At 71.1% G+C, this 25,504-nt stretch carries 21 protein-coding genes and 1 tRNA gene; 12 read left to right on the forward strand and 10 right to left on the reverse strand.

Annotation, left to right across the window (positions count from 1 at the left end; all coding sequences use genetic code 11):
* Positions 1 to 7 precede the first annotated feature (7 nt).
* Entirely contained in the window at positions 8 to 1,219 is a 1,212-nt protein-coding gene (bioF, locus tag QQA12_RS00820) for an 8-amino-7-oxononanoate synthase (RefSeq protein ID WP_226050772.1), read from the reverse strand.
* Positions 1,220 to 1,324: 105 nt separating this feature from the next.
* The gene (gene bioB / locus QQA12_RS00825; RefSeq protein WP_054662384.1) at positions 1,325 to 2,353 is read right to left on the reverse strand and encodes a biotin synthase BioB; all 1,029 of its coding nucleotides are present in this window, start codon (positions 2,351 to 2,353) and stop codon (positions 1,325 to 1,327) included.
* 93 nt (positions 2,354 to 2,446) lie between these two features.
* Between bioB and QQA12_RS00830 the strand changes: the two genes are divergently transcribed.
* Together QQA12_RS00830 and QQA12_RS00835 are read left to right on the forward strand one after the other, a co-directional pair.
* A complete protein-coding gene (locus tag QQA12_RS00830; protein ID WP_226050771.1) occupies positions 2,447 to 3,130 on the forward strand; it encodes a ComF family protein in 684 nt (227 codons plus the stop codon).
* Positions 3,131 to 3,188: 58 nt separating this feature from the next.
* Positions 3,189 to 3,764: an HdeD family acid-resistance protein gene (locus tag QQA12_RS00835; protein ID WP_056932429.1), complete on the forward strand. Its 576-nt coding sequence runs from the start codon at positions 3,189 to 3,191 to the stop codon at positions 3,762 to 3,764.
* A gap of 54 nt (positions 3,765 to 3,818) precedes the next feature.
* On the opposite strand, the gene ubiA is transcribed toward QQA12_RS00835, so the two are convergent.
* Positions 3,819 to 4,712 carry a 4-hydroxybenzoate octaprenyltransferase gene (ubiA, locus tag QQA12_RS00840; protein WP_056932428.1) on the reverse strand — a complete coding sequence of 298 codons (894 nt, stop codon included), beginning with the start codon at positions 4,710 to 4,712 and terminating at the stop codon, positions 3,819 to 3,821.
* 149 nt (positions 4,713 to 4,861) lie between these two features.
* On the opposite strand from ubiA, the gene QQA12_RS00845 reads away from it, so the two are divergent.
* The 7 genes from QQA12_RS00845 to QQA12_RS00875 all read left to right on the forward strand — a co-directional run bounded on the left by QQA12_RS00845 (position 4,862) and on the right by QQA12_RS00875 (position 13,343).
* Positions 4,862 to 4,938, forward strand: a tRNA-Arg gene (locus QQA12_RS00845).
* A gap of 426 nt (positions 4,939 to 5,364) precedes the next feature.
* On the forward strand, positions 5,365 to 6,201 hold the full coding sequence (locus tag QQA12_RS00850) for an AraC family transcriptional regulator (RefSeq protein WP_226050770.1): 837 nt from the start codon (positions 5,365 to 5,367) through the stop codon (positions 6,199 to 6,201).
* Positions 6,202 to 6,204: 3 nt separating this feature from the next.
* Positions 6,205 to 7,281, forward strand: coding sequence for an alpha/beta fold hydrolase (locus QQA12_RS00855; protein ID WP_226050769.1), 1,077 nt, complete (start codon positions 6,205 to 6,207; stop codon positions 7,279 to 7,281).
* A gap of 159 nt (positions 7,282 to 7,440) precedes the next feature.
* Positions 7,441 to 8,046, forward strand: a complete 606-nt coding sequence (gene lexA / locus QQA12_RS00860; RefSeq protein WP_226050768.1) for a transcriptional repressor LexA — start codon at positions 7,441 to 7,443, stop codon at positions 8,044 to 8,046.
* The gene (gene imuA, locus QQA12_RS00865) at positions 8,047 to 8,670 is read left to right on the forward strand and encodes a translesion DNA synthesis-associated protein ImuA (RefSeq protein WP_182335862.1); all 624 of its coding nucleotides are present in this window, start codon (positions 8,047 to 8,049) and stop codon (positions 8,668 to 8,670) included. It abuts the gene before it with no gap.
* Between the two features lie 9 nt (positions 8,671 to 8,679).
* Positions 8,680 to 10,101: a DNA polymerase Y family protein gene (locus QQA12_RS00870; RefSeq protein WP_182335863.1), complete on the forward strand. Its 1,422-nt coding sequence runs from the start codon at positions 8,680 to 8,682 to the stop codon at positions 10,099 to 10,101.
* Positions 10,098 to 13,343, forward strand: a complete 3,246-nt coding sequence (locus QQA12_RS00875) for an error-prone DNA polymerase (protein WP_226050767.1) — start codon at positions 10,098 to 10,100, stop codon at positions 13,341 to 13,343. Before QQA12_RS00870 ends, QQA12_RS00875 begins: the two co-directional genes overlap by 4 nt.
* Before the next feature lie 177 nt (positions 13,344 to 13,520).
* Here the strand turns inward: QQA12_RS00875 and QQA12_RS00880 are convergent, their stop codons facing one another.
* The 3 genes from QQA12_RS00880 to QQA12_RS00890 all read right to left on the reverse strand — a co-directional run bounded on the left by QQA12_RS00880 (position 13,521) and on the right by QQA12_RS00890 (position 17,198).
* Positions 13,521 to 15,044 (reverse strand): hypothetical protein, encoded by a 1,524-nt coding sequence (locus QQA12_RS00880; RefSeq protein ID WP_226050766.1) that lies wholly within the window; start codon positions 15,042 to 15,044, stop codon positions 13,521 to 13,523.
* 375 nt (positions 15,045 to 15,419) lie between these two features.
* Positions 15,420 to 16,934, reverse strand: coding sequence for a YifB family Mg chelatase-like AAA ATPase (locus QQA12_RS00885; RefSeq protein ID WP_226050765.1), 1,515 nt, complete (start codon positions 16,932 to 16,934; stop codon positions 15,420 to 15,422).
* Between the two features lie 9 nt (positions 16,935 to 16,943).
* Positions 16,944 to 17,198, reverse strand: a complete 255-nt coding sequence (locus tag QQA12_RS00890; RefSeq protein WP_182335874.1) for an accessory factor UbiK family protein — start codon at positions 17,196 to 17,198, stop codon at positions 16,944 to 16,946.
* 180 nt (positions 17,199 to 17,378) lie between these two features.
* Between QQA12_RS00890 and QQA12_RS00895 the strand changes: the two genes are divergently transcribed.
* The gene (locus QQA12_RS00895; protein ID WP_182335875.1) at positions 17,379 to 17,717 is read left to right on the forward strand and encodes a P-II family nitrogen regulator; all 339 of its coding nucleotides are present in this window, start codon (positions 17,379 to 17,381) and stop codon (positions 17,715 to 17,717) included.
* Between the two features lie 3 nt (positions 17,718 to 17,720).
* Positions 17,721 to 18,089, forward strand: a complete 369-nt coding sequence (locus QQA12_RS00900; RefSeq protein WP_226050764.1) for a DUF6404 family protein — start codon at positions 17,721 to 17,723, stop codon at positions 18,087 to 18,089.
* Between the two features lie 380 nt (positions 18,090 to 18,469).
* Here the strand turns inward: QQA12_RS00900 and QQA12_RS00905 are convergent, their stop codons facing one another.
* A complete protein-coding gene (locus tag QQA12_RS00905; RefSeq protein WP_226050763.1) occupies positions 18,470 to 19,951 on the reverse strand; it encodes a serine hydrolase domain-containing protein in 1,482 nt (493 codons plus the stop codon).
* A 235-nt stretch (positions 19,952 to 20,186) separates the two neighbouring features.
* A complete protein-coding gene (gene speE, locus QQA12_RS00910) occupies positions 20,187 to 21,044 on the reverse strand; it encodes a polyamine aminopropyltransferase (protein ID WP_226050762.1) in 858 nt (285 codons plus the stop codon).
* A gap of 239 nt (positions 21,045 to 21,283) precedes the next feature.
* On the opposite strand from speE, the gene speA reads away from it, so the two are divergent.
* The gene (speA, locus tag QQA12_RS00915; protein WP_054662555.1) at positions 21,284 to 23,173 is read left to right on the forward strand and encodes an arginine decarboxylase; all 1,890 of its coding nucleotides are present in this window, start codon (positions 21,284 to 21,286) and stop codon (positions 23,171 to 23,173) included.
* A 167-nt stretch (positions 23,174 to 23,340) separates the two neighbouring features.
* Here the strand turns inward: speA and QQA12_RS00920 are convergent, their stop codons facing one another.
* Entirely contained in the window at positions 23,341 to 24,093 is a 753-nt protein-coding gene (locus QQA12_RS00920; RefSeq protein WP_226050761.1) for an SDR family NAD(P)-dependent oxidoreductase, read from the reverse strand.
* A 552-nt stretch (positions 24,094 to 24,645) separates the two neighbouring features.
* Positions 24,646 to 25,500, reverse strand: coding sequence for an SPOR domain-containing protein (locus QQA12_RS00925; protein WP_054662561.1), 855 nt, complete (start codon positions 25,498 to 25,500; stop codon positions 24,646 to 24,648).
* Positions 25,501 to 25,504 lie beyond the last annotated feature (4 nt).

The raw sequence follows: 25,504 nt of genomic DNA on the forward strand, positions 1-25,504 counted from the left end.
GTGTTCTTCAGGCGCTGGCAGTGTTCAGCGACTGCTCGTAGGCGAGCAGGTCGCGGGCGCGGGCGGTGGCTTCGACCAGCGCCTTGACCTGTTCGATCGTGTGCAGCGCCGACAGCGTGATGCGCAGCCGCGCCCTGCCCTCGGGCACGGTCGGCGGGCGGATCGCACCGACCATGAAGCCGGACTGCTCCAGCGCGGTGGCCAGCGCCATGACCGTGGCCTCGTCGCCGCACAGCAGCGGCTGGATCGGCGTCTCCGAGGGCATCAGCTCCAGGCCGTTGCGGCGTGCGCCGTCGCGGAACGTCGCGATCAGTTCGGCCAGCTTCTCGCGGCGCCAGTGGTCGCGGCGTGCCAGTTTCACCGCGGCCAGCGATGCGGCGGCCTGCGCCGGCGGCAGCGCGGTGGTGTAGATGTACGGGCGCGCGGTTTCGGCCAGGTGCTGGATCAGGCTGTCCTCGCCCAGCACCACCGCGCCATGACCGCCCAGCGCCTTGCCCAGGGTGGCCAGCTGCAGCGGCACTTCGTTCACGCCGAGCCCGGCATCGGCCACGCAGCCGCGGCCGTGTTCGCCGACCACGCCGATGCCGTGTGCGTCGTCCACGTAGAACAGCGCCTCCTGCATGCGCGCCACCAGCGACAGCGAGCGCAGCGGGGCGACATCGCCATCCATGCTGAACACGCCATCGGTGGCGAGCATGGCGGCGCCGTCGGCGGCGTTCTTCAGCTGGCGCATGGCGCCTTCGCTGTCCAGGTGCGGGTAGCGGCGCAGGCGGCAGCCCGCCAGGCGGGTGGCATCGAGCAGGCTGGCGTGGTTGAGGCGGTCCTGCACGCAGACGTCGCTCTCTTCGGACAGCAGCGCCTGCTGCACGGCGAGATTGGCCATGAAGCCGCTGTCGAACAGCAGCGCGCGCGGATAGCCGAGCCAGTCGGCCATCTCGTGCTCCAGCTGCTCGTGCAGCACGTGGTGGCCGCAGACCAGGTGCGATGCGGTGCTGCCGGCGCCTTCGCGGCCGGCGGCATCCTGCAGTGCGGCGACCACTTCGAACTGCTGCGACAGGCCCAGGTAATCGTTGCTGCAGAAGCCGGTGAGCCACTTGCCGCCGACTTCCAGGCGCACGCCGTCGCGGCGGCCGACGCTGCGGCGCACGCGGATGCGCCCCTGCGCTTGGCGGAGCTTGCGCTGGTCCTGCAGGCGGGCGAGGAGGTCGGAGCGGGCCATGGCGTCAGTTCATGGACGGGTGGGCGGCTAGCGTAACCGGTTGCTGCTGCAACCGCTTGCGGCGCGGCCCGGCGGCGCACCGCACGGACCGCGGGCGCGGTGGGCTCAGGCCGTGGCCGCGCAGTGCGGGGCGATGTCCAGGTGCACGGTGCCGGGATGGTCGTGGTCACCGGCATCCACCTCCACCTGCATCGGCGAGATTCCCAGCCGCGCGAACAGCGCCTGGTCGCGCGCGGTGTCCGGGTTGCCGGTGGTCAGCAGCTTCTCGCCGTAGAAGATGGAATTGGCGCCGGCGGCGAAGCACAGCGCCTGCAGCTCGTCGCTCATGCTCTCGCGCCCGGCCGACAGCCGCACCATCGAGCGCGGCATGGTGATGCGCGCCACCGCGATCATGCGCACGAACTCGAACGGATCCAGCTCGGCGCTGCCATGCAGCGGCGTGCCGGCAACCTGCACCAGGCGGTTGATCGGCACCGAATCCGGGTGCGCCGGCAGGTTGGCCAGGGCCAGCAGCAGGCCGGCGCGGTGTTCGCGGGTCTCGCCCATGCCGACGATGCCGCCGCAGCAGGTCTTCAGCCCGGCGTTGCGCACGTGCTCGAGCGTGTCCAGCCGGTCCTGGTACTGGCGGGTGTGGATGATCGAGTCGTAATAGTCCGGCGCGGTGTCGAGGTTGTGGTTGTAGTAGTCCAGCCCGGCGTCCTTGAGCGCCTGCGCCTGGTGGCCTTCGAGCATGCCCAGGGTGGCGCAGGTCTCCAGTCCCAGCGCCTTCACCTCGCGGATCATCGCCGCCACCTTGGGGATGTCGCGGTCCTTGGGCGAGCGCCAGGCCGCGCCCATGCAGAAGCGCGAGGCACCGGCCTGGCGGGCGGCGCGGGCGCGGGCGACCACGCTGTCGGTGTCCATCAGTTTCTGCGCATCCACGCCGGTGTCGTAGCGCTGCGCCTGCGGGCAGTAGGCGCAGTCTTCCGGGCAGCCGCCGGTCTTGACCGACAGCAGGGTGGAGACCTGCACCTGTGCCGGGTCGAAATGTTCGCGGTGCACGCTGGCGGCGCGGAACAGCAGTTCGGGGAAGGGCAGGTCGAACAGCGCCAGCAGTTCCTCGCGGTTCCAGTCGTGGCGGATGACGGCGGACATGGGGTTTCCTGACAGATCGGGCAACGGAAGCGGGGCAGTCTGGTGAGCATGCATCCGGCTGTCAACAAATCACGTGTCGATCTGGTTTACAGGATGGGCGGGGCCTTGTCCGGCCTGCTGTTCCCGCCCACGTGCCTGGTCTGCGGCGAGCCGGGCCGGCCCGGGTGCGACCTGTGCGGCGCCTGTGCCGGCACCCTGCCGTGGCTGGAGAACGCGTGCCGTGGCTGCGCCCTGCCGCTGCCGGCCGCCGAGCCGGACGGGGCGCTGTGCGGCGCCTGCCACGGCGGCCGTTCGCCGCTGGCGGCGGTCCACGCCGCGCTGCTGTACGCCGCGCCGGTGGACGGGCTGCTGCGGCGCTTCAAGTTCCATGGCGACCTGGCCGCCGGGCGCCTGCTGGCGCAGTTGATGCACGCCCGGCTGGCGGCGGTGGTGCGGCCGCAGGCGCTGGTGCCGGTGCCGCTGCACCTGTCGCGCCTGCGCCGGCGCGGCTACGACCAGGCGCTGGAACTGGCGCGGCCGCTGGCCCGCGCGCTGCGCCTGCCGTTGCGGGCCGGGCTGCAGCGCACCCGCGCCACCCGGGCGCAGTCGGAACTGGACGCGCCGGCGCGGCGCCGCAACCTGCGCACGGCCTTTACCGCCCACGGGCCGCTGCCGGCGCATGTGGCGCTGGTCGACGACGTGATGACCACCGGTGCCACCGTGCAGGCCGCGGCCCGTGCGCTGCGCCGGGCTGGCGTGGCGCGGGTCGATGCCTGGGTCTGCGCACGGGTGCCGTGAGCACGGCAGGGGTATGCTCGGATGACGGCTTCCCTCTGGATCAGCAAGGAGTGATGACATGAATGGCAACCCGGGTTTCCCTTCCGACACGCTGCTCGGTGCGCTGTCGCGGCACTGGTGGGTGGTCCTGCTGTTCGGCCTGTTCGCGGTGGCCTTCGGCGTACTGGCGCTGATCGCGCCGGTGCGTACCGCGGCGGTGCTGGCCATGTGGCTGGGGGTGATGGCGATCGTCGAGGGCGTGGTGGCGCTGGCCGCGGCGGTCGGCGGTTCGGCGCCGGTATCGCGCGGCTGGACGGTGTTCTACGCGCTGGTGTCCATCGCCTTCGGCGTGCTCGCCCTGCTCAACCCGCTGGCCACGGCGAGCGTGCTGCTGCTGTTCGTGGCAGCGTGGCTGGTGGTCGGCGGCATCTACCGCATCGTCTTCGCCATTCGCGTGCGCAAGCACATCCGCGGCGAATGGCTGCTGATTGTCAGCGGCCTGCTGGCGGTGGTGCTGGGCGTGCTGTTCGCGCTCAACCCGCTGGGCGGGCTGATGGTCACGTCGCTGTGGATCGGCGCGATGGCGCTGGTCTACGGCGTGCTGCAGGTGGTGGTCGCGTTCCGCCTGCGCCGGCTGGGCCGGACCGCTGCCTGAGCCGGCGGCCCGGCTGTCGATGCGCACGGCCCGCCGGGGGCGGGCCGTGGCGTGTCAGTCCAGGTACTGGCTGGCGACGATGCCGGCGAACAGCGCGGCCCCGACCCAGTTGTTGTGCAGGAACGCGCGGAAGCAGGCCTGGCGCTCGCGCGTGCGGCATATCCAGAATTCCCAGGCCACCAGCGCCGCGGCCACGCCGAGGCCGGCCCAGTACGGCATGCCCAGCCCGGCACGCTGGCCGGCCAGCGCCATCGCCGCGAAGAACAGCGCGTAGAGGATGCCCTGGATCACCAGGTCCAGGTCGCCGAACAGGATGGCGGTGGAGCGCGAGCCGACCTTGAGGTCGTCGTCGCGGTCGACCATCGCATACCAGGTGTCGTAGGCGGTGGACCACAGGATGTTGGCCGCATACAGCACCCAGCCCAGCGGCGGCACCTCGCCCTGCACCGCGGCGAAAGCCATCGGGATGCCCCAGCCGAAGGCCATGCCCAGGTAGACCTGCGGCAGGTGGGTGTAGCGCTTGAGGTAGGGGTAGGTGGCGGCCAGGAACACGCCGACGAAACTCAGGCCGATGGTCAGCGCGTTGAGTGTCAGCACCAGCGCGAACGCGACCAGCATCAGCCCGGCGAACAGCGCCAGCGCCTGCCGCCCGGACACCGCGCCGGTGGCCAGCGGGCGGTCCTTGGTGCGCTTGACGTGCGGGTCCAGCCAGCGGTCGGCGTAGTCGTTGATCACGCAGCCGGCCGAGCGGGTCAGCCACACGCCGGCGGTGAACACGAACAGCGTCCACGGTGCCGGCATGCCATCGGACGCCAGCCACAGCGCCCACCACGTCGGCCACAGCAGCAGCAGGGTGCCGATCGGGCGGTCGGCGCGCATCAGTTTCCAGTAGCTGGCCAGCCGCGACGGTGCCGGCGCCGGCTGTTGTTGGTAGCGTTCGTAACCCATGCGCACAGGTTACCAGCCGGGCCCGGCGGTCCGTTGCCATGCGCCGGTGCGACAGGGGCAGACCTGCGCATGCATTTACCGTTAGAATGCGCCTCCGCCCGGCAGCGCCGGACGGTAGGGAGCCCCCGGCTCCCGCAGCGACACACAACGCGCCCGTAGCTCAGCCGGATAGAGTAGTGGCTTCCGAAGCCATTGGTCGGGGGTTCGAATCCCTCCGGGCGCGCCATCTTTCGATGTCGCTTCGTCGTGATTGCCGGCCTTCGCGCCCGGCGCTGCGGCGTTCGATGCCGCGCACGCCAGTGGCGTGCAGGCGCGGCTTCTCACCCCTCCGGGCGCGCCATCTTCGATGTCGCTTCGTCGTGATTGCCGGCCTTCGCGCCTGGCGCTGCGGCGTTCGATGCCGCGCACGCCAGTGGCGTGCAGGCGCGGCTTCTCACCCCTCCGGGCGCGCCATCTTCGATGTCGCTTCGTCGTGATTGCCGGCCTTCGCGCCCGGCGCTGCGGCGTTCGATGCCGCGCACGCCAGTGGCGTGCATATCGCCGGCGTCACGGTGGCGCCCGCGATGGAATGCCTGCATGCGCCGCAAGAACTGCTAAACGCGGCGTTTCCGGCTCCGCTATTCTTGCCGGCGTTCGACAGGCAGGACGCATCTTGAGCGCAACGGCAAAAGTGCTGTGGCACATCGAATGCCATGACGATGGCGCGCTGGCGCTGGCGGATATCGCCGCCGCGGTGGGGCTGTCGCCGTTCCATCTGTCCCGCATGTTCCATGGCCGTACCGGTACCCCGTTGATGCGCTACCTGCGCGGCCGGCGGTTGACCCTGGCCGCGCGGCGCCTGGCCCAGGGCGGCGACGACATCCTGCAGCTCGCGCTGGACAGCGGTTATTCCACGCATGCCGCCTTTACCCGCGCGTTCTGCGGCCAGTTCGGCAGCACCCCGGCGCAGGTGCGCGACCACGGGCTGGCGTCCCTCGCCCTGGTGGACGCGCTCAAACTGGACGAGGCGGCCGCGGGCAACGGGATCGCGCTGTGGCGGGCCACGCTGCCGGCATTCTCGGTCGCCGGCATCGGCCGCCGCCATACCTGCTTCAGCAACGGCGAAATCCCCGGCCAATGGCAACAGCTCGATCGCCAGTGGCCGCGGCCGGCACCGGTCAGCTACGGGGTCTGCATGAACCGCGACGGGGACGGGGCGTTCGATTACATCGCCGCGGTGCCGCTGGACCCGGCGCAGCCCCCGCCGCGCCACTGGCAGCGTGTCGACCTGCCGGCGATGCGCTACCTGGTGGCCTGGCACGCCGGCCACGTGTCCTCGATCCGCTCGACCTGGCGCTGGCTGCGCGAGCACTACCTGCCCATGGCGCGGATCGCGCTGGCCGACACGCCGGCATTCGAGCGCTACGACCCGCGCTTCGACGACCGCAGCGGCAACGGCGGCGTGGAGCTATGGCTGCCGCTGGCTGAAATCCCGCAACGACCGGAGTGATCGATGTCCTTTTTCCACTCGGCCCTGGCGTTGGCGCTGGGCGCCCTGCAGCTCGCTCCCGCCCCGCCGCTGCCCAAGGCGGGCGAACGGACCGGCGTGGCCAGCTCGGCGACCGCCGCCATCCGCGATGCCGGGCAGCGCGATGCCCTGCGCTTCACGGTGTGGTATCCGACGCACACGGCACGTGCGGAAACGCCGCTGTCGATCGGCCCGCCCGACGCCCCGCTGTTCCAGGAAGCGGGGCGGGTCGAGGATGCGCCGGTCAGCGGCGGGCGGCTTCCCACCCTGCTGCTGTCCCACGGCAATGGCGGAACGGCGCGGATGATGGGGTGGCTGGGAACGGCGCTGGCCCGCGCGGGCTACCTGGTGATTGCCGTCGATCACCCCGGCAACAACGGCATCGACCCGATGACCCTGGCCGGCAGCGTGCTCCCCTGGTTGCGCGCCGATGACCTGGCGACGGCACTGGCGGCGGTGCAGGCGGATCCGGTGCTCGGTGCGCATGTGGATACGGCGCGGCTCGGCCTGGTCGGGTATTCGGCCGGAGGGTTCACCGCGCTGGTTGCCGCCGGTGTGCGCCCGGACATGCCGCGCCTGGCGCGCTTCTGCGCCGCGCATCCCGACGATGGCGTGTGCCGCCCGCAGGACGAGTCGCCCACGCACACCCAGGCCGCCCGCGTGGCCGCGGCGGCCTCCCCGGAACTGGCGCCGCATGTCCGCCAGGCGGGCCAGTCCCGCGCGCTGCCCGGGGTGCGCGCGGCCTTCCTGCTGGCACCGGCGATCGTGCAGGCGTTCGACCCGGCGGAACTGGAGGGGCTGCAGCTCCCGCTGTCGATCATGGTGGGCACGGACGACGCGGTGGCCGCCCCCGCCAGCAACAGCGACGTGGCCGCGGCGCTGGCCGGCAACGCCGTGATCCGCCACCTCCCCGGCGTGGCCCACTACGACTTCCTGTCCGAGTGCACCCCGCTGGGAGCGGACCGGCTGCAGGGGCTGTGCCGGACCGCGGTCCCGAAGGCCGCCACGCATGCGGCGGCGGTGGACGAAGCCCTGCGTTTCTTCGGCGAAAACCTGCGCTAGCCGGCGCCGGCCGCGTATCCGGCGCGGGCGGGCCCGGTACCGGCCACGGCACCGGGAAACAACGGCCCCGCCATCGCGCGGCGGGCCGCTTCCGGCACTTCGCGTAACCCGCAGGCGGCACTGGCTACGGTGCCCGTCTGGGTGTACAAATGTACACCCATGATCCCCGCCGACCTGCCACCGCAGCGCGCCGCCGTCCTTGCCTTCCTGCGCCGGGAGCTGGCGGCCGGGCGCGCACCCAGCCTGGCCGAGATCGCCGCGGCGTTCGGCTTTGCCTCGCGCAACGCCGCGCAGAAGCACGTGCAGGCGCTGCTGGCCGACGGCCTGCTGGAGCAGCTGCCGGGGCGCAAGCGCGGCCTGCGCCTGCCCGGTGGCGACGCCGACCTGCTGCCGCTGCCGGTGCTCGGGCGGGTGGCCGCGGGCCAGCCGATCGGGGCCGACATCGGCCTGGACCAGCAGTTCTGGCTGGACCGGCGGCTGTTCGCGCTGCGCCCGGACTACCTGCTGCGGGTGCAGGGCGATTCGATGATCGACGACGGCATCCTCGACGGCGACCTGGTCGGTGTGCAGCGCACGCCCGAGGCGCGCGACGGCCAGACCGTGGTGGCGCGCGTCGATGGCGAGCTGACCATCAAGCGCCTGCAGCGCGGGCCGCGGTGCATCCACCTGCTGCCGCGCAACCGCGCGCATGCGCCGATCGAGGTGCGGCCGGGCCAGGATTTCGCCATCGAAGGCGTTTACTGCGGGCTGGTACGCCCGGCTTGAATGGGCACCGTGGTCGCCCTCGACAGCCTGCTGGCGGCGCAGACGCTGTGGCACGCCGGGCGTGCCTCGGCCGCGGCGCTGGGCGAGCCCACCGGCCATGCCGCGCTCGATGCGCTGCTGCCGCAGGGTGGCTGGCCGCGTCATGCGCTGAGCGAACTGCTGTTGCCGGCCGATGGCGTGGGTGAGCTGGCGCTGCTGCTGCCCACGCTGGCGCGGCTGAGCCAGGCCGGCGCCACGGTGGCGGTGGTGGCGCCGCCCTATGTGCCCTACGCCCCGGCCTGGCAGGCCGCGGGCGTGGCGCTGGAACGGCTGGAGATCGTCCAGGCCACGCCACGCGATGCGCTGTGGGCGTTCGAGCAATGCCTGCGCAGTGGCGCCTGCGGAGCGGTGCTGGGCTGGCCGCGGCAGGCCGACGCGCAGGCGCTGCGGCGGCTGCAGGTGGCGGCCGACAGCGGCCAGTGCCTGGGCTTTGCCCTGCGCGACCGCCGCCATGCGGCCAATCCCTCGCCGGCCGCGCTGCGCCTGGAAGCGGTGCGCGACGCGCACGGCGGCAATGCCTGGCAGGTACGCAAGTGCCGCGGCGGCCCGGCGCCGGCGCGCGCCTTTGCCCTGGCCACGCGGTGAGGCGCGGCCATGCTCTGGGCCTGTGTACTGCTGCCGCAACTGGCGCTGGATGCCGTCCTGCGGCGATGCCCTGATCCGCAGGCGCCGCTGGCGCTGGTCAGTGGCCCGGCGCAGCTGCGCACCCTGCAGGCGGTCAACGCCGCCGCTGCCGCTGCCGGGGTACGGGCCGGCATGCGCCTGACCGCCGCGCATGCGCTGCTGCCCGGGTTGGCCCTGGTCGAACACGACCCGCAGGCCGAGGCGCGCTGGCAGCGCTTCCTGGCCGCCTGGGCCTACCGCCACAGTTCGCTGGTCAGCGCGCAGTGGCCCGGCTGCATCGTGCTGGAAGTACGCGCCAGCTTCGCCCTGCTCGGTCCGTGGCCGCGCATCGAGGCGCGGCTGCGCGAGGAACTGGCGCTGCTGGGTTTCAGCCACCGCATCGGGCTGGCGCCGACGCCGCGCGCCGCGCAGGTGCTGGCCGGCCTGCGCGACGGCCTGGCGGTGACCCAGCCGGCGGCGATGGCGACGCTGCTGGACCGCGTGCCGGTGGCGCGCGCGCGGCTGCCGGACGATGCCGGCGAGCGCCTGCGGCACATGGGCATCGGCGACCTGCGCACGCTGCGTGCGCTGCCGCGCGATGCGCTGCGCCGGCGTTTCGGCCTGCCGCTGCTCGACCACCTGGACCGGCTCTACGGACAGGCCGACGACCCGCTGGCGTATTACGCGCCACCGGACCACTTCGACGCGCGGCTGGAGCTGGGCTACGAGGTCGAGAGCCACACCGCGCTGCTGTTCCCGCTGCGCCGCCTGGTCGGCGACCTGTGCACTTACCTGTCGGTGCGCGACGGCGGCGTGCAGCGCTTCGTGCTGCGGCTGGAGCACGAGGAGGGCCACAGCGACGTGGCGGTGGGACTGCTGGCCGCCGAGCGCGAGCCGGCGCTGCTGTTCGAGCTGGTACGCAACCGCCTGGAGCAGGTGCGGCTCGAGCGGCCGGTGGTGGCGCTGCGCCTGCTGGCGCGGGAACTGCCGCCATTCGTGCCGGCCGCGCGCGACCTGTTCGATCCGCGTACGCGCCAGCAGCAGCCGTGGCCGCAGCTGCGCGAGCGGTTGCGCGCACGGCTGGGCGATACCGCGGTGCATCGCATCGCGCCGACCTGCGATCCGCGCCCGGAGCGTGCCTGGCGGCCGCTGCAGGGCGACGAGGCGCGCATCGGCGATGCCGCGCCGGGCCTGCCGCCGCGCCCGGCCTGGCTGCTGCCGCAGCCGGTGCCGCTGCGCGACCCGCGCCTGCGCATCGTGTCCGGCCCGGAACGGCTGGAAAGCGGCTGGTGGGACGGCGACGACGCGCGCCGCGATTACTACGTGCTGGAAACTTCGCAGGGCCAGCGCGCCTGGGCCTTCGCGCCGCCGGGCGAGCAGGGCGGCTGGATGCTGCACGGGTGGTTCGCATGAGCCGCCGCGAAGCCCGCGATTCGCATGCCGGCACGCGTGCGCCGCGCGCCTGGGAAGTGGCACAGCGCCTGGGGCGCGCGGCCGCCAACGATGGCGCGCCCGGCGAGGACGACCTGCCCGCCTACGCCGAACTGCATTGCCTGTCGGATTTTTCCTTCCTGCGCGGTGCGGCCAGCGCCGAGCAGCTGTTCACGCGTGCGCGCGCCTGCGGCTACGAAGCGCTGGCGATCACCGACGAATGCTCGCTGGCCGGCATCGTGCGCGCCTGGGAGGCGGCACGCGCCAGCGGCGTGAAGCTGGTGGTCGGCAGCGAGTTCGCCCTGGGCTGCGGCCTGCGCTGCGTATTGCTGGTGGAAACCGCCGCCGGCTACACGCGGCTGTGCGAACTGATCAGCCGCGGCCGCCTGGCGGCCGGCAAGGGCACGTACCGGCTGGCACGCGCGGACGTGGAGTCGGTGCTGGGCGACGCCGGTGCCGAGGCCTCGGGCCTGTTCGCGTTGTGGCTGCCGGGCGCCGAGCCGCAGGAGGAACAGGGGCGCTGGCTGCAGGCCGTGTTCGGCGCACGCGCGCACCTGGCGGTGGAACTGCACCGCGAACAGGACGATGCCGCGCGCCTGCAGCGGTTGCTGGCGCTGGCCGATGCGCTGGCGATGACGCCGCTGGCCAGCGGCGACGTGCACATGGACGTGCGCCGCCGGCGCATGCTGCAGGACACGATGACCGCCATCCGCCATAACCTGGCGCTGGCCGAATGCGGCGCGCACCTGTTCCGCAATGGCGAGCGCCACCTGCGCACCCGCCGCGCGCTGGGCAACATCCACCCGCCGGCACTGCTGGACAACGCGGTGCGGCTGGCGCGCCGCTGTAGTTTCGACATGGATCAACTGCGCTACGCGTACCCGACCGAACTGGTGCCTGCCGGGCACACGCCCAGCAGCTGGCTGCGCGAACTGACCGGACGCGGCATGCGCGAGCGCTGGCCGCAGGGAACGCCGGCCGACGTCGTGCGCCAGATCGAGGACGAGCTGGAGCTGATCGCCTACAAGCAGTACGAGGCGTTCTTCCTGACCGTGCAGGACATCGTGCGCTTCGCCAGGGAGCGCGACATCCTGTGCCAGGGCCGGGGTTCGTCGGCCAATTCCGCGGTGTGCTTCGCGCTGGGCATCACCGTGGTGGACCCGGCCGAAAGCCGGCTGCTGATGGCGCGCTTCCTGTCGCGCGAACGCGACGAGCCACCGGACATCGACGTGGACTTCGAGCACGAGCGGCGCGAGGAAGTGCTGCAGTACGTATACGCCAAGTACGGCCGCCACCGCGCCGCTTTGGCGGCCACCGTGATCCGTTACCGCGGCAAGAGCGCGGTGCGCGACGTGGCCCGTGCCTTCGGCCTGCCGCCGGACCAGATCGCGCTGCTGGCCGGATGCCATGGCTGGGGCAATGGCGAGGTGCCGATGGCGCAGCGGCTGCGCGAGACCGGCTTCGACCCGGACAACCCGCTGATCCGGCGGCTGATGGCGATCACCGCGCAGTTGAACGGCCACCCGCGCCACCTGTCGCAGCACGTGGGCGGTTTCGTCATCAGCGATGCGCCGCTGTCCACCGTGGTGCCGGTCGAGAACGCGGCCATGGACGGGCGCACCATCATCCAGTGGGACAAGGACGACCTGGAGACGATGAAGCTGCTCAAGGTCGACTGCCTGGCGCTGGGCATGCTCACCTGCATCCGCAAGGCGCTGGACCTGGTGGAGCGCCACCGCGGCCAGCGCATCGACCTGGCACGGTTGCCGGCCGGCGACGAGCCGACCTACGCCATGATCCAGGCCGCCGACACCGTGGGCGTGTTCCAGATCGAATCGCGCGCGCAGATGAGCATGCTGCCGCGGCTGAAACCGGCGTGCTTCTACGACCTGGTGATCGAGGTGGCGATCGTGCGCCCGGGGCCGATCCAGGGCGGCATGGTGCATCCGTACCTGCGCCGGCGACAGGGCAGGGAGGAGGCGACCTGTCCCGAGGCGTTGCGGGAAATCCTCGGGCGCACCTGCGGCATTCCGCTGTTCCAGGAACAGGTGATGGAGCTTGTCATCATCGCCGCCAGGTACAGCCCCGGGGAAGCCGATGGCCTGCGTCGCTCGATGGCGGCCTGGGGCCGCGGCGGGGACATGGAGCCGCATCGCGTCCGCATCCGCGAACGGATGCAGGCCAACGGCTACTCCGACGAATTCATCGACCAGATCTTCGAGCAGATCAAGGGGTTCGGCTCCTACGGCTTCCCGCAGAGCCATGCCGCCTCGTTCGCCAAGCTGGTCTACATCAGCAGCTGGCTCAAGCGCCATGAACCGGCGGCCTTTGCCTGTGCGCTGCTCAACGCGCAGCCGATGGGCTTCTATTCGCCCAGCGAGATCGTCCAGGACGCGCGCCGCGACGGTCACGGCGGACGCCGCGCGGTGGAGGTGCGGCCGGTGGACGTGACCTGCAGCGACCGGGACAACACCCTGGAAGGCGGACGGGCACGCCGTGGCCCGGATGACGACGACGGCCAGCCCGCCATCCGCCTGGGCCTGCGCCAGGTGGCCGGCTTGCCTGAAAGCGCGGCGCTGGCCATCGTCGCCGCGCGTGCCAGGCGCCCGTTCGCCGACGTGCGCGACCTGTGCCTGCGCGCCGGCCTGGACGAGCGGGCGCGGCGCGCGCTGGCCGAAGCCGGTGCGCTGCAGACACTGGCCGGGCACCGCCACGCCGCACGCTGGGAAGTAGCCGGCATCGAACGGCAGCGGCCGCTGCTGCCCGGCAGCCCCGACGAGGAGGCGGTGGCGTTGCCGGCGCCTTCGGCCGGCGAGGAGGTGCTGGCAGATTACCGGGTGCTCGGCCTCACCCTCGGCGAGCATCCGCTGTCGCTGCTGCGCGCGCGGCTGCAGCGCGAGCGCGTGCTCGACATCGCCCAGGTCCGGCAACTGCCGCACGGGCGCGGCGCCCACGTGGCCGGCATCGTGGTGCAGCGGCAGCGTCCGGGCACGGCCAAGGGCACGGTGTTCGTTACCCTCGAGGACGAGCATGGCCCGCTCAACGTCGTGGTCTGGCAGGACCTGGCTGCACGCCGGCGCAAGGTACTGCTGGGGGCGCGGCTGATGGCGGTGCGCGGGCGCTGGGAACAGGTCGATGGCGTGCAGCACCTGGTCGCCCGCGACCTGCACGACCTCAGCCACCTGCTGGGCGACCTGCAGACCCAATCGCGGGATTTCCACTAGCGTGGCGCATCGGCGCAGTGCCGCGGCACCGGCCCGCGACAGGTGATGCGCTGCCTTCGCGGCGCCCGGCAATGCCGCTGCTCACACCGTGCGTACTGGCGTGCCGCAGTCGTCCGCCGTCGCCACCGTTCAATCACCCGCCAGCAGAGCGCGGGCGTGAGCGCCGGGCCTCCCGCGTCACTGCCAATCGGACAGCGCGATCTTCAGTTCCGCGGCGAAGCCCTTGGTCGAAGACACCGGTACCGTGAACACGCGCGGTGACTGCTGGCTGATGCCGATGGCCCTGTCGCTGGCGCTGTCCAGTTCGGCCTGCGTCTTGGGGCCGCCGGCCCACTGGTCGTCGCCCCAGACATAGCGCAGCCGCCAGCCATCGCCATCGGGCCGGGCGAACAGCACCAGCGTGTTGCGGAACAGGTATTCGCCGGGAATGTGGTTCTTCAGGAACAGCGCGCCATCGACCTCGTAGCCGGCGTTGCACACCGCCAGTTCGATCGAGAACGCGACCTCGCTGCCGGCGGTGATGCGGCGGCTGTCCAGGAACACCGAGAACAGCACCGGCGCGCGCGCATCGCGGCGCACGTTGCCGTCGGCGTCGAAGATGTCGCCGTACTCGCGGCGCACCGCCGATTCGTTGGCCTGGGTGCGCGCGGTGAGCTGGTACGTATAGGCGCCGCGCGGCGCCACCGTGGCCTCGATGTAATACGAGGAGCGCACCTGCCTGCCGCGCCGGCGTGCGGCCTCGACCTCCGGTGGCAGCGCCAGCGCGGTGATGTCCAGCTGCGCGGTGGCGCAGATGTCGCCGAACAGGAAGCGCGACAGGTTCTGGTACCCCTCCTCGGAATTGACGATGCCGAAATAGCCGCTGTGGCTGCGGTTGACGAACGCGCGCGGCGCGCCCTCCACCCAGGCGTTGGCGATGCGCACCAGGCCGTCGCTGAGCGCGCCGACCGCGAACGAGGACAGGCCGCGCGCCACCGCGTAGTCGCGGCTGTTGGTGCCGACCAGGCAGAACATGCGCTCGGCTGGGAAGCCGGAATCGCCCAGGGTGTTGACCTTGTCCCTGGGGACCTTCAGGTAGCGCGCCATGTTGCCGCGGTTGAAGTTGTTCATGTCGTTGATCGACAGCAGGTCCGGCACGTTGATGCCGGCGACATCGATGCCGTTGTGCGGGGTGGCGTAGGTGAACACCTTGTCCACCAGCGTGCGTGCCTCGGCGCTGGCCACTTCCGGGTTCTGCAGCAGGCAACGGCAGATCAGCCCGCCCATCGAGTGCGCCACCAGGTACACGCGGAAGTCGCGGCGCTGGCTGGCGTTGTTGCCGCACACGCTGTCGCGCAGCTCCAGGATGCGCCGGCCCAGGCTGGCCGCGGCCTCGGTGATCGACGGCGCCTTGCCGTCGCCGAACGCGGGGTCGGCCACGTCGTAGTAGCGGTGGATGACGATGCTGCGCGGGGCGATGCCGCTGCGCAGCTCGGCGCCGCCGTCATAGACGTCGCGGTAGCCGTAGTCCTTCATCAGCCGCACCAGCGGCGACTCGAACACGAACTTCACCACCGAGCCGTCCTGGGCCTGGCGGATCTTGGTGGAGCCGGCCTCCAGTCCCATGAACGGCGTGGAGGTGGTCTCGACGATCTCCGCGCGGGTCATGGCATAGCCGCGCACGTAGATGATCGGGAAGAAAGGGCGCTGAATCCTGTCCATGTCCGGCTCCACGGGAAGGGAGGTCCATATTCGGCCATTGTCGTCGCATCCGCGGCGACCGGGGGGCATGGGCCGGTCGAAGGGGAGGCAGGCCCCGATGGCCGGCGTGCCTCGCAGCGTCGAAGCGATGCCGTTCATCGACAGGCAGTGGCAGCTGGCTGCCGGCCCCATGGGCGCATGCGGAGGGAGCCAGAGTCCAATGGGCGGCGGTGTGATGCAGCGCCGGGCGTCACCCGGTGGGCCATGCCGGTAAAGCCCCTGCGCGGCGAGCCTCGCATCGACAGGTAGTTGTGAAGGCGTATTCGCAGGCCGCACAGAGTGCGCCGGCAACGCCGATGGCGCATTCCGGATGGCGTCCGCGGGGTGTTGCCCGCTCTACGGCGGGCCATCCGGAGAGGCGCGATCCAGCTGGCGGTAGCCGATGGCTTCGGCCAGGTGCGTGCGCTCGATGGGGCCGCCACCGGCCAGGTCGGCGATGGTGCGGGCCACGCGCAGGATGCGGTGCATCGAGCGTGCGGACAGCTGCAGGCGTTCCATCGCCTGTTCGAGCATGGCCTGGTCGGCGGCGGTCAGCACGCAATCGCGCAGGGTCTGTCCCGGGTCGAGGCGGGCGTTGGGGGTACCGGCGCGTTGCAGCTGGTGGGTACGCGCCTGCGTTACCCGGGCCTGCACGGCGGCGCTGGTTTCGGCGGGCGGAGCATCGCCGCGCAGTTCGGACGGTGGCAGCCGTGGCACCTGCAGCTGCAGGTCGATGCGGTCCAGCAGCGGGCCGGAGATGCGCGCGCGGTAGCGGGCGATCGCATCGGCCGAGCAGCGGCACCGGCCACTGCGGTCGCCGGCCCAGCCGCACGGGCATGGGTTCATCGCCGCCACCAGCTGGAAGCGGGCCGGGAACTCGGTGCTGCGCGCGGCCCGTGCGATGGTGACCACGCCCGATTCCAGCGGCTCGCGCAGCACTTCGAGGGTCTGCCGCTTCCATTCGGGCAATTCATCCAGGAACAACACGCCGTTGTGCGCCCGCGATATCTCGCCGGGCCGCGGCAGCGCGCCGCCGCCGACCAAAGCGACCGCGCTGGCGGTGTGGTGCGGGGCGCGGTAGGGCCGTTGCCGCCAGCGTGCCGGGTCCACGCCGTGGCGCCCGACCGAGGCGATGGCCGCCGTTTCCAGGGCTTCGGCCTCGCTGGCCTCGGGCAGGATGCCGGGCAGCCGCGAGGCCAGCAGGGTCTTGCCGCAGCCGGGCGAGCCGACCAGCAGCAGGTGGTGGCCGCCGGCTGCGGCGATCTCCAGTGCGCGGCGGGCCTGCGCATGGCCGCGCACGTCGGCCAGGTCCGGCAGCGGCGCGGGGTCGCGGGTGCTGACCTGCGCGTCGGGCAGGGTCTTCTCGCCAGCCAGGGCGGCGCAGACTTCCAGCAGGGTGCGCGCGACCTTGACCGTCGCCTGCCGTGCCAGCGCGGCCTCGTCGGCGTTGTCCGGCGCCACCACCAGCGTGCGCCGTTCACGCGCCGCGGCGATGGCCGCGGGCAGCGCGCCGTCCACGCCGCGCAGTTCGCCGGTCAGCGCCAGCTCGCCGATGAACTCGTGTGCCGCCAGCGCCTGGCGGTCGATCTGGCCGCTGGCGGCGAGGATGCCCAGTGCGATGGGCAGGTCGAAACGGCCGCCGTCCTTGGGCAGATCGGCCGGGGCCAGGTTGATGGTGATGCGCCGGGCCGGGAACTCGAACTGTGCGCAGAGAATGGCCGCGCGCACCCGGTCGCGCGATTCGCGTACCGCCGCTTCGGGCAGGCCCACGATCTGGGTGCAGGGCAGCCCGCCGGACAGGTGCACTTCGACCCGTACCGGCGGCGCATCCACCCCGGCGCGGGCACGGCTGTGCACCAGCGCCAGGCTCATGGGCGTGGCTCAGGCGTCGCCGGCGGGGCGCTTTTCCAGTGCGGCGACGGCCTGTTCCAGTGCGTCCAGCTTCTCGCGGGTGCGCAGCAGCACGGCGCGCTGCACTTCGAACTCCTCGCGGGTGACCAGGTCCAGCTTGGCCAGGCCGGCCTGCAGCGCGCTCTTGAAGGTAGCCTGCAGTTCCTCGCGCGATTCGCGCAGGCCCGGTGGCACCAGGTCGCTCAGGCGGCGGGCCAGCGCATCGATGTGGTTGAGGTCGATCATGGGGTGGTCTCCGCAGGGGCAGGCTGGCAGGTTAGGCGCCGCCGGCAACCGCGGCCATCGGGCTCTGTTGCGTGGGGGTATCAGGATAATCCCTTGCCGTCCGTGCGGCACGCCCCGCGCCTGCCGGGTCAGCGCCGGGCAGGCTATGCTTTCCCCGGCACACAGACAGGGAAACGACCGATGAAAATGATCATGGCCATCGTCAAGCCGTTCAAGCTGGACGACGTGCGCGAGGCGCTCGCCGAGCGCGGCGTGGCCGGCATCACCGTCACCGAGGTCAAGGGCTTCGGCCGGCAGAAGGGCCACACCGAGCTGTACCGCGGCGCCGAGTACGTGGTCGATTTCCTGCCCAAGGTGAAGATCGAGGTCGCGGTCACCGACGCCCAGGCCGACGAGGTGGTGGAGGCCATCGTCAAGGCCGCCGGCACCGGCAAGATCGGCGACGGCAAGGTGTTCGTGTACGACCTGGGCAGCGTGGTGCGCATCCGCACCGGTGAGATCGACGCCGACGCGCTCTGAACCATGGCGACCGTGGACGGTGAATTCGGCCAGCGCCTGCAGCGGGCCCTGGCGATGCTGGATGGCAAGGGGCTGCCGCGCGGCACGTCGGCGCCGTTGCTGTACCGGGGGTTGTGGAAGCTCGGTTTCCGCGTGCCGCCGCCGCTCATGATGGGGTTTGTCCCGAATGCCTTGCTGATGGGGGGCTTCTTCGGGCCGACCTGGGGCTTGGTGATGTGGTTGATGGTCTGGCGCCGTTCGCAGATGCCGGCGGGCATGGTGCTGTTGGCCATGGTGTTGGCCGGCGTGCTGTTCGGCCTGGCGATGGGGTTGCACGCGCGCCGGAATGCGCGCCGGCGCGGCATTCCGCTCTGGCGCGATTTCCAGGGTTGAGTGCGGCTGGCGGGCCGCTGCCGGTGTTGCTCACCGCGGCGGGCGAGCCACGGACAGTGGCATGCGTGCCCGGGCAGGCCGGCCACTGGTCGGTATCGCCGCAGCCGGCTCCCAGGTGGCGGCCTGGTGATCGATCCCCGTCCTGAACCAAGCGCTGCGCATCCGCGAGGTCGCCTCCGGCGCTGAAGCTGCTGGGTCCTGTGGGCCAGCGGGCGTCGCGGGGAGCCACAAGCGAAAGACGCGACGCGGGTCGTTCCGGACGGGAGCCCCGGGCCCTCCGCCGATGCCGGGGCCACGAAGACGATCCGGCGGGATAGGGCCCCATGCGGGAAAGGAGAGCGCCCGGCCCAGGCGAGGACAGGGCGGGCGGCACCGATGCCTCAATCGCTGCTGTCTCCGGGTTGTTTGTCCGCCCCCATTGCTTCCAGCGCCGCGCGGGCGCTCTGGCTGGCCGGATCGAGCTTCAAGGCGGTGCGGTAGCTTTCGCGGGCTTCATCCAGCCGCCCGGCCGCGCGATACGCCTCCCCGAGACTGTCGTGGGTGTTGGCCGAACCGGGATACGCCGCCACGCTCCATTCAAATACGCTGACCGCCTCGTCCTTGCGGCCCGCGCGAAGAAGCTTGTAGCCCAGCGCGTTCAGCGCCCTCTCGCTGTGGTCGTAGTCGTCGCGGCGCGCTGCGAGGCCTTCATAGGCCGCCGTCATGGCCTTGGGCCCCTGGCGATAGGCGATCGGGGTCAGCAGGTCGTCCAGGCTCCTCTTTGCCGGTTGCATCGGCTTGCCGTTGAGCACCTCCATGAGGTCCTGGCCCATCATCACCACAAGCGCGCCCTGCCAGAAATTGTCGAGGATGATGACGCAGTCCTCGTGCGACTCGGACCGCAGGTAATAGCTCTGGTAGCCCGGTACGCTGCCGGTGTGGGAGACGACCTGCAGCCTGGCGCCATCGGGCAGTGTCCAGTCATCGACATTCCACCCGTATCCATGGTGCGACGCCTGCGCTGTCAGCATCTGGCGCCGCGTGTCGTGGCTCAGCAGGCGCTCGCCATACAGCGCCCGGTCGAAGCGGTAGAGATCGTCGACCGTGGTGTAGATGCCCGCCGCCGCGAACGACACGCTCGGGTCGATCCACTGTGGCTGCACCAGGGTGCCTTCCGCGGTGCGGGTGTAGCCTTCGGCGAGCCGTTCCAGCACCGAACTGCCGTTGAAAACACCACTGGCGGCCATGCCTGCCGGGGCGAATATCCGCTCCTGCAGGTTGTCCGCAAGAGCCTGCCCGGTCGCCTGCTCGATCAGCAGGCCGAGCAGGAAGAAGCCATTGTTGTTGTATCGCCACTGCTGGCCCGGATTTTCCAGGAGCGTCGGCTTGATCCACTCACGCGCAAAGTCCATCGGCGCATAGCTGCGGCGCGCGGCGGTCTGCCACCACGGGTCGGTGTAGCGCCCGGGGACGTCGGCAAGCCCCGAGGTGTGGCTGAGCAGCTGGGCCACCGTCACCTTCGCCGCAGGCGTCCCGGCGTAGAGCGCCGGCAGGTATTCGCCCAGTGTCCCGTCCAACCGCAGCGTGCCCTGCTGGACCAGTTGCATGGTGAGCGTGGCGACCAGCGGCTTGCTCAGCGAGCCGACCCGATAGCGCCCTTCCACCCGGTTGGGCGTTGCCCATTCAACATTGGCCTGGCCGTAGGCGGCGCGCAGCAGCACCTGGTCTCCCCGCGCCACCAGCACTGTCCCGTTGAACCCACGGTGATCGGCGTAGCTGTCGACGAGGCGGCGCAGTTCATCGGCCGTGGGAGACTGCTTGGCCAGGGCGACTGCGCTGCACGTCAGCAGGACGAAACCAAACACCCGGGCAATGGGACGCATCGATTGGCCTACGTTGGAGAACCCGTCCGAAGCTAGCGGTTGACTACAGTTGTAGTCAATGGGTCGTCCGGCATGGTTCCAGGGCCCTCCGGGCGAGGCGCCGTGCCAGGCAGCGTGATGGCTGCGTTCGGCAGCCGGGTGGACCGGGGGATGCGCGGCGCCTGGAGAACCAACGAAAACCCCGCGCCGGTGGCCGGCGCGGGGTTGGGGTACGTCGCTGCGGTGTGGCGCGGGCTTACTCGCCCAGCGCCTTGGCCACGAACGGCGGGCTGACCAGCACGCCGGCGTGCAGCGGGGCGGTGTAGTACAGCGTGTCGAACGGCTTGGCGGCGGCGTCTTCCTGGCGGAAACCGAAGCCGAAACCGGCCTGCTTGCTGGCCACGGTCACCGACCACCAGCCGGTCGGGTAGCACGGCTGCGGGAACGGCAGGGTCTTGAACGACTGGAAGCCGGCCTTGCCCATCTCCGCGCGCATGTCCTTGATCAGGTCCAGCAGCGCCAGCGGCGATTCGCTCTGCTGCACCAGCAGGCCGTCGTCCTTCAGCGCGCGGAAGCAGCTTTCGAAGAAGGCCTTGTTGAACAGGCCCTCGGCCGGGCCGACCGGGTCGGTGGAGTCCACGATCACCACGTCGACGCTGCCCGGCGCGCAGTTGGCCATGTAGGCCACGCCGTCGTCGAACAGCAGCTCGGCACGGGCATCGCCGTTGGACTCGCACAGCTCCGGGAAGTACTTCTCGGCCATGCGCGTGACCTGCTCGTCGATGTCGCACTGGGTGGCACTTTCAACGCCCGGGTGCTTGAGCACCTCGCGCAGGGTGCCACAGTCGCCGCCGCCGATGATCACCACGCGCCTGGGCGCCGGGTGGGTGAACAGCACCGGGTGGCTGATCATCTCGTGGTAGAAGAAGTTGTCCTTGGTGGTCAGCATCATGGCGCCATCGATGACCATCAGCTTGCCCCAGTCGGTGCTGTCGTAGATCTCGATCTTCTGGAACGGCGACTGCACTTCGTCCAGCTTGCCGGTGATGCGGAAACCGATGGCCGAGCCGGTCGGCTGGAAGTGTTCGATGAACCAGTTGTCGTGGGTGGTCATGGGGATTCCTGGGTGCAATGGACTTTTCCCTTCTCCCGCGGGCGGGAAAAGGTGCCCCGGAGGGCGGGCGAGGGGGGGCGGCAAAGCCCGGTACGACGGGGTCTGCGCCGTATTTCCGCCCCTGGATCCCGCTCCGGAGCGGGAGGGCGGAAGGCGCGGGCGCGGATTGTAACGGACCCTTGCCCCGCTGGCGTTAGAATGCGCGTCCTTTTTATCCACAGCCGAGAGTTGCTACGCCGATGAGCGATTGGTCCCTCGACCAGGCCCGCAAGACCTATTCGATCCCGCACTGGTCCGACGGTTATTTCGACGTCGATGCCGCCGGGCATGTCGTGGTGCGCCCCACCGGCGCGCGGGGCCCGGCCGTGTCGTTGCCGGAAATCGTCGATTCGGCGCGTGCCGCCGGCGCCAAACTGCCGCTGCTGGTGCGGTTCCCGGACATCCTCGGCGAGCGTCTGGGCAAGCTGCAGGCGGCTTTCGCCCAGGCCCAGCGTGACTGGGATTACCGTGGCGGCTACACCGCGGTCTATCCGATCAAGGTCAACCAGCACCGCGGCGTGGCCGGCACCCTGGCCAGCCACCATGGCGAGGGTTTCGGCCTGGAAGCCGGCTCCAAGCCGGAGCTGATGGCGGTACTGGCGTTGAGCCGGCCGGGCGGGCTGATCGTCTGCAACGGCTACAAGGACCGCGAGTACATCCGCCTGGCGCTGATCGGCCGCAAGCTCGGCCTGCAGACCTATATCGTCATCGAGAAGCCCTCCGAGCTGAAGCTGGTGCTGGAGGAATCCAGGGCGCTGGACGTGAAGCCGGGCCTGGGCGTGCGCATGCGTCTGGCATCGCTGGGTGCCGGCAAGTGGCAGAACAGCGGCGGCGACAAGGCCAAGTTCGGGCTGTCGCCGCGCCAGCTGCTGGACCTGTGGAAGTCGCTGCGCGATACCGAGTACGCCGACTGCCTGAACCTGCTGCACTTCCACATGGGCAGCCAGATCAGCAACGTGCGCGACATCGCCAACGGCATGCGCGAGGCCACCCGCTATTTCGTCGAGCTCTCGCGCCTGGGTGCGAAGATCAGCCACGTCGACGTCGGCGGTGGCCTGGGCATCGACTACGAAGGCACCCGCTCGCGCAGCTACTGCTCGATCAACTACGGCCTGAACGCCTACGCCAGCAACATCGTGCAACCGCTGGCCGAGGCCTGCGAAGCGCACGCGCTGCCGCCGCCGCGCATCGTCACCGAGTGCGGCCGCGCGATGACCGCCCACCACGCGGTGCTGATCGCCAATGTGTCCGAAGTGGAGCAGGCCGCCGATGGCCGCATCCCCGAGGCGCATGACGACGAGCCGGCCGCGATCCGCCACCTGCGCGAGATCCATGACGAACTGGACCAGCGCCCGGCGGTGGAGCTGTTCCAGGAAGCCCAGCACTTCCACGCCGAAGGCCTGAGCGCCTACGCCCTGGGCCAGATCGACCTGCCGCAGCGTGCGCGCATCGACGACCTGTTCTACGCCATCGCCAACGGCGTGCGCGCGCGCCTGAGCTACGACGAGAAGAGCCATCGCCCCGCGCTGGACGAGCTGAACGACCGCCTGGTCGACAAGTACTTCGTCAATTTCAGCGTGTTCGAGTCGATCCCCGATGCCTGGGCCATCGACCAGGTGTTCCCGATCGTGCCGATCGAGCGCCTGGACGAGCGCCCGGACCGCCGCGGCGTGATCGCCGACATGACCTGCGATTCGGACGGCATGGTCAAGACCTACGTCGAGAACGAGAGCCTGGACAGCTCGCTGCCGCTGCACTCGGTGGGTCATGGCGAGAGCTACCGCATCGGCTTCTTCCTGGTCGGCGCCTACCAGGAAATCCTCGGCGACATCCACAACCTGTTCGGCGACACCGATGCGGTGGAAGTCACGGTCGATGGCAGCGGTTATCGCATCGCCCAGCAGCGTCGCGGCGACACCACCGACGTGATGCTCGATTACGTCGGCTACCGCCTGGACGACCTGCGCGCGGCCTACCGGCAACGCGTGGCCGCGGCCAACCTGCCGGCCGAGCGTGCCGCCGAACTGGATGCCGCGCTGGAAGCGGGCCTGACCGGTTATACCTACCTGTCGGACGAGCCGCTGGGCTGAGCCGGCCGCGGCCATCGCCGCGCTGACGAGGGGGCGGGCGGTGCCCGCCCCTTCTCATTTGCGGCCTGTGCTGCGCGCAGTGCCAGGCGGGGCGCCAGCGTCGAGGGCAGGCATGGGAACAGCCCATCGCATCGCAGCCGCCGGCATGCCCGTCCGTGTCGCCGGCATCAGCCTTCGCGCGCGACCTGGAAGCCGGCGAACGACTGGCTCACCGGCATCAGCTCCAGGCGGTTGACGTTCAGGTGCGGCGGCAGGGTGGCGACCCAGAAGATCTGCTCGGCGATGTCCTGCGCGGTCATCGGGTTGGCGCCCTTGTACAGCTGGTCCGAGGCGGCCTGGTTGCCATGGGTGCGCACCAGGGTGAACTCGGTCTCGGCCATGCCCGGCTCGATCGCGGTCACGCGCACGCCGGTGCCGTGCAGGTCGGCGCGCAGGCCCAGCGAGAACTGGCTGACGAAGGCCTTGGTGCCGCCATAGGCGTTGCCGCCCGGATACGGGTAGATGGCGGCGGTGGAACTGATGTTGATGATCGCCCCGCGGCGTTCGATCAGCCGCGGCAGCAGGTGATGGGTCAGGGTGACCAGCGCGGTGACGTTGGTATCGATCATCGTGCGCCAGTCTTCCAGGCTGGCGTGCTGGGCAGCGGCGGTGCCCTGCGCCAGGCCGGCGTTGTTGACCAGCAGGTCGATGCCGCCGAACGCCGCCGGCAACGCCGCCAGTGCCGCCTCCATCGCCGCTGGATCGCGGATGTCGAAGACCGCGGCGTGCACCCGCTCGGCCCCGAACTCGTCCACCAGCGGCTGCAGGCGCTCGGCACGGCGGCCGGTGGCGATCACCTTCCAGCCGGCGGCGGCGAAGCGATGGGCGGCGGCGGCACCGAAACCGGACGTGGCGCCGGTGATCAGGACGGTCTTGGACATGACGGTTTCCCAGGGAGAAGAGGCCGTCGATTTTCGCACCTTCGCGGAGCACCGGCGCTGGCGTGATGCGGACACCCCGAACACGTCCATCGCGTCAACGCGCATGCCCATGGCGCCCACCCACCGGAGACCCAGTCCGCTTGAGCCAAGGGGGGGCGACAGGCGCGGGGTTGTGGGAAAAAACAGGCACGGGACCCACGGTTTGTTTCACAAACGTGGGGTGAAGCCTCTGTAGCGACATCACTGCGCCCACGATTTCCGCACCTCGCAGAACACGGGGCTCGTAGACGCGGAGCCTGCCGCGAATGGTGCACTTTGCCAAATCCTGTGCGTGGCAAGCCCCGCACCCACGATGTTCCCGCCGGAGCCACAGCCCCCTTGAGTCAAGGGGGCGCGCCGACAGGCGCAGGGTTGTGGAAGAAAAGGGCGTGGGGCCCGATGTCTGCGCAGCAGACATTGGGGTAACACCGCTGTGGCGGTGTCACCGTGGCGCGCCGACAGGCGCAGGGTTGTGGAAGAAGAGGGCGTCGGGGTCACACCGCCAAAGCGGTGTTACTGCGCCTTGATGGCCATCGCCTGCAGGCCGCTGCCGTTGAGCTTGGCCTTGGCCTCGGCCAGTTCGCTGGCGGTGCCGTAGGGGCCCATGCGCACGCGGTAGACCGTGTTGCCGTTGATCTGCGCCGATTCGACGCGGGCGGCCAGGCCCATCATCGCCAGCTTGGCCTTGGTCGCCTCGGCGTCGCCGGAAGCGCCGAAGGCGCCGGCCTGGAGGATGTAGCGGACGTTGTCGCCGCCCGCCGCGGTTGCCGGTGCCGCTGGCTCCGCCCGCCTGGGTGCGCTGTCGGCTGCGGCCACGGCAGGTGCCGGGGGAGTCGCCGTGGTGCCGGCCGGCGTGCCTGCGGCTGCGGCCTGGCGCGGCGTCTCGCTGATCGGTGCCGGCAGCGGTGCGGCGGCCGCCGGTACCGGGCGCCCTTCCAGGGCAGCCTGCGCGCGCTGCGCTTCGCTGGCCTGCGCTGCCCGCGCGGCCTGGCTTCGGCGCTGTTCCTCGGCACGTGCGCTGGCGGCCAGCTCGGCGTCGGACATCTGCACTTCCTTGCCCGGCAGCAGGGTGTAGAAGTCGTACTGGGTCGCGGCCGGCTTCTCCGCCGGCTGCGCGCCATCGTGCGCGGCTGGACGGGGGAGGTCGGCGCCGGCGTCGATGTCGGCATCGGCGACCGGGGCCGGCTGTGCGTCCGGGTTGGGCTGGGGGCCGACCCGCAGGAAGCCGTCGCCTTCCTTCTTGAACAGGTTCGGGGCGGCCAGGAACACCACGGCCGCGATCGCCGCGCCGGCGACCAGCCATACCCAGCCGGGCGTACCGTTGCCGCTGTTGCGCCGGGCCTGGCTCTTGCCGCGTCGTGCTGCCATTTCT

This window comes from Stenotrophomonas sp. 17(2023) (genome assembly GCF_030345315.1).
Taxonomy (GTDB): domain Bacteria; phylum Pseudomonadota; class Gammaproteobacteria; order Xanthomonadales; family Xanthomonadaceae; genus Stenotrophomonas; species Stenotrophomonas acidaminiphila.

Coding starts and splice junctions, on each gene's coding strand:
- bioF (WP_226050772.1), bottom strand. CDS start 1,219: ATGGCCCGCTCCGACCTCCTCGCCCGCCTGCAGGACCAGCGCAAGCTC.
- bioB (WP_054662384.1), bottom strand. CDS start 2,353: ATGTCCGCCGTCATCCGCCACGACTGGAACCGCGAGGAACTGCTGGCG.
- QQA12_RS00830 (WP_226050771.1), top strand. CDS start 2,447: ATGGGCGGGGCCTTGTCCGGCCTGCTGTTCCCGCCCACGTGCCTGGTC.
- QQA12_RS00835 (WP_056932429.1), top strand. CDS start 3,189: ATGAATGGCAACCCGGGTTTCCCTTCCGACACGCTGCTCGGTGCGCTG.
- ubiA (WP_056932428.1), bottom strand. CDS start 4,712: ATGGGTTACGAACGCTACCAACAACAGCCGGCGCCGGCACCGTCGCGG.
- QQA12_RS00855 (WP_226050769.1), top strand. CDS start 6,205: ATGTCCTTTTTCCACTCGGCCCTGGCGTTGGCGCTGGGCGCCCTGCAG.
- lexA (WP_226050768.1), top strand. CDS start 7,441: ATGATCCCCGCCGACCTGCCACCGCAGCGCGCCGCCGTCCTTGCCTTC.
- imuA (WP_182335862.1), top strand. CDS start 8,047: ATGGGCACCGTGGTCGCCCTCGACAGCCTGCTGGCGGCGCAGACGCTG.
- QQA12_RS00870 (WP_182335863.1), top strand. CDS start 8,680: ATGCTCTGGGCCTGTGTACTGCTGCCGCAACTGGCGCTGGATGCCGTC.
- QQA12_RS00875 (WP_226050767.1), top strand. CDS start 10,098: ATGAGCCGCCGCGAAGCCCGCGATTCGCATGCCGGCACGCGTGCGCCG.
- QQA12_RS00880 (WP_226050766.1), bottom strand. CDS start 15,044: ATGGACAGGATTCAGCGCCCTTTCTTCCCGATCATCTACGTGCGCGGC.
- QQA12_RS00885 (WP_226050765.1), bottom strand. CDS start 16,934: ATGAGCCTGGCGCTGGTGCACAGCCGTGCCCGCGCCGGGGTGGATGCG.
- QQA12_RS00890 (WP_182335874.1), bottom strand. CDS start 17,198: ATGATCGACCTCAACCACATCGATGCGCTGGCCCGCCGCCTGAGCGAC.
- QQA12_RS00895 (WP_182335875.1), top strand. CDS start 17,379: ATGAAAATGATCATGGCCATCGTCAAGCCGTTCAAGCTGGACGACGTG.
- QQA12_RS00900 (WP_226050764.1), top strand. CDS start 17,721: ATGGCGACCGTGGACGGTGAATTCGGCCAGCGCCTGCAGCGGGCCCTG.
- QQA12_RS00905 (WP_226050763.1), bottom strand. CDS start 19,951: ATGCGTCCCATTGCCCGGGTGTTTGGTTTCGTCCTGCTGACGTGCAGC.
- speE (WP_226050762.1), bottom strand. CDS start 21,044: ATGACCACCCACGACAACTGGTTCATCGAACACTTCCAGCCGACCGGC.
- speA (WP_054662555.1), top strand. CDS start 21,284: ATGAGCGATTGGTCCCTCGACCAGGCCCGCAAGACCTATTCGATCCCG.
- QQA12_RS00920 (WP_226050761.1), bottom strand. CDS start 24,093: ATGTCCAAGACCGTCCTGATCACCGGCGCCACGTCCGGTTTCGGTGCC.
- QQA12_RS00925 (WP_054662561.1), bottom strand. CDS start 25,500: ATGGCAGCACGACGCGGCAAGAGCCAGGCCCGGCGCAACAGCGGCAAC.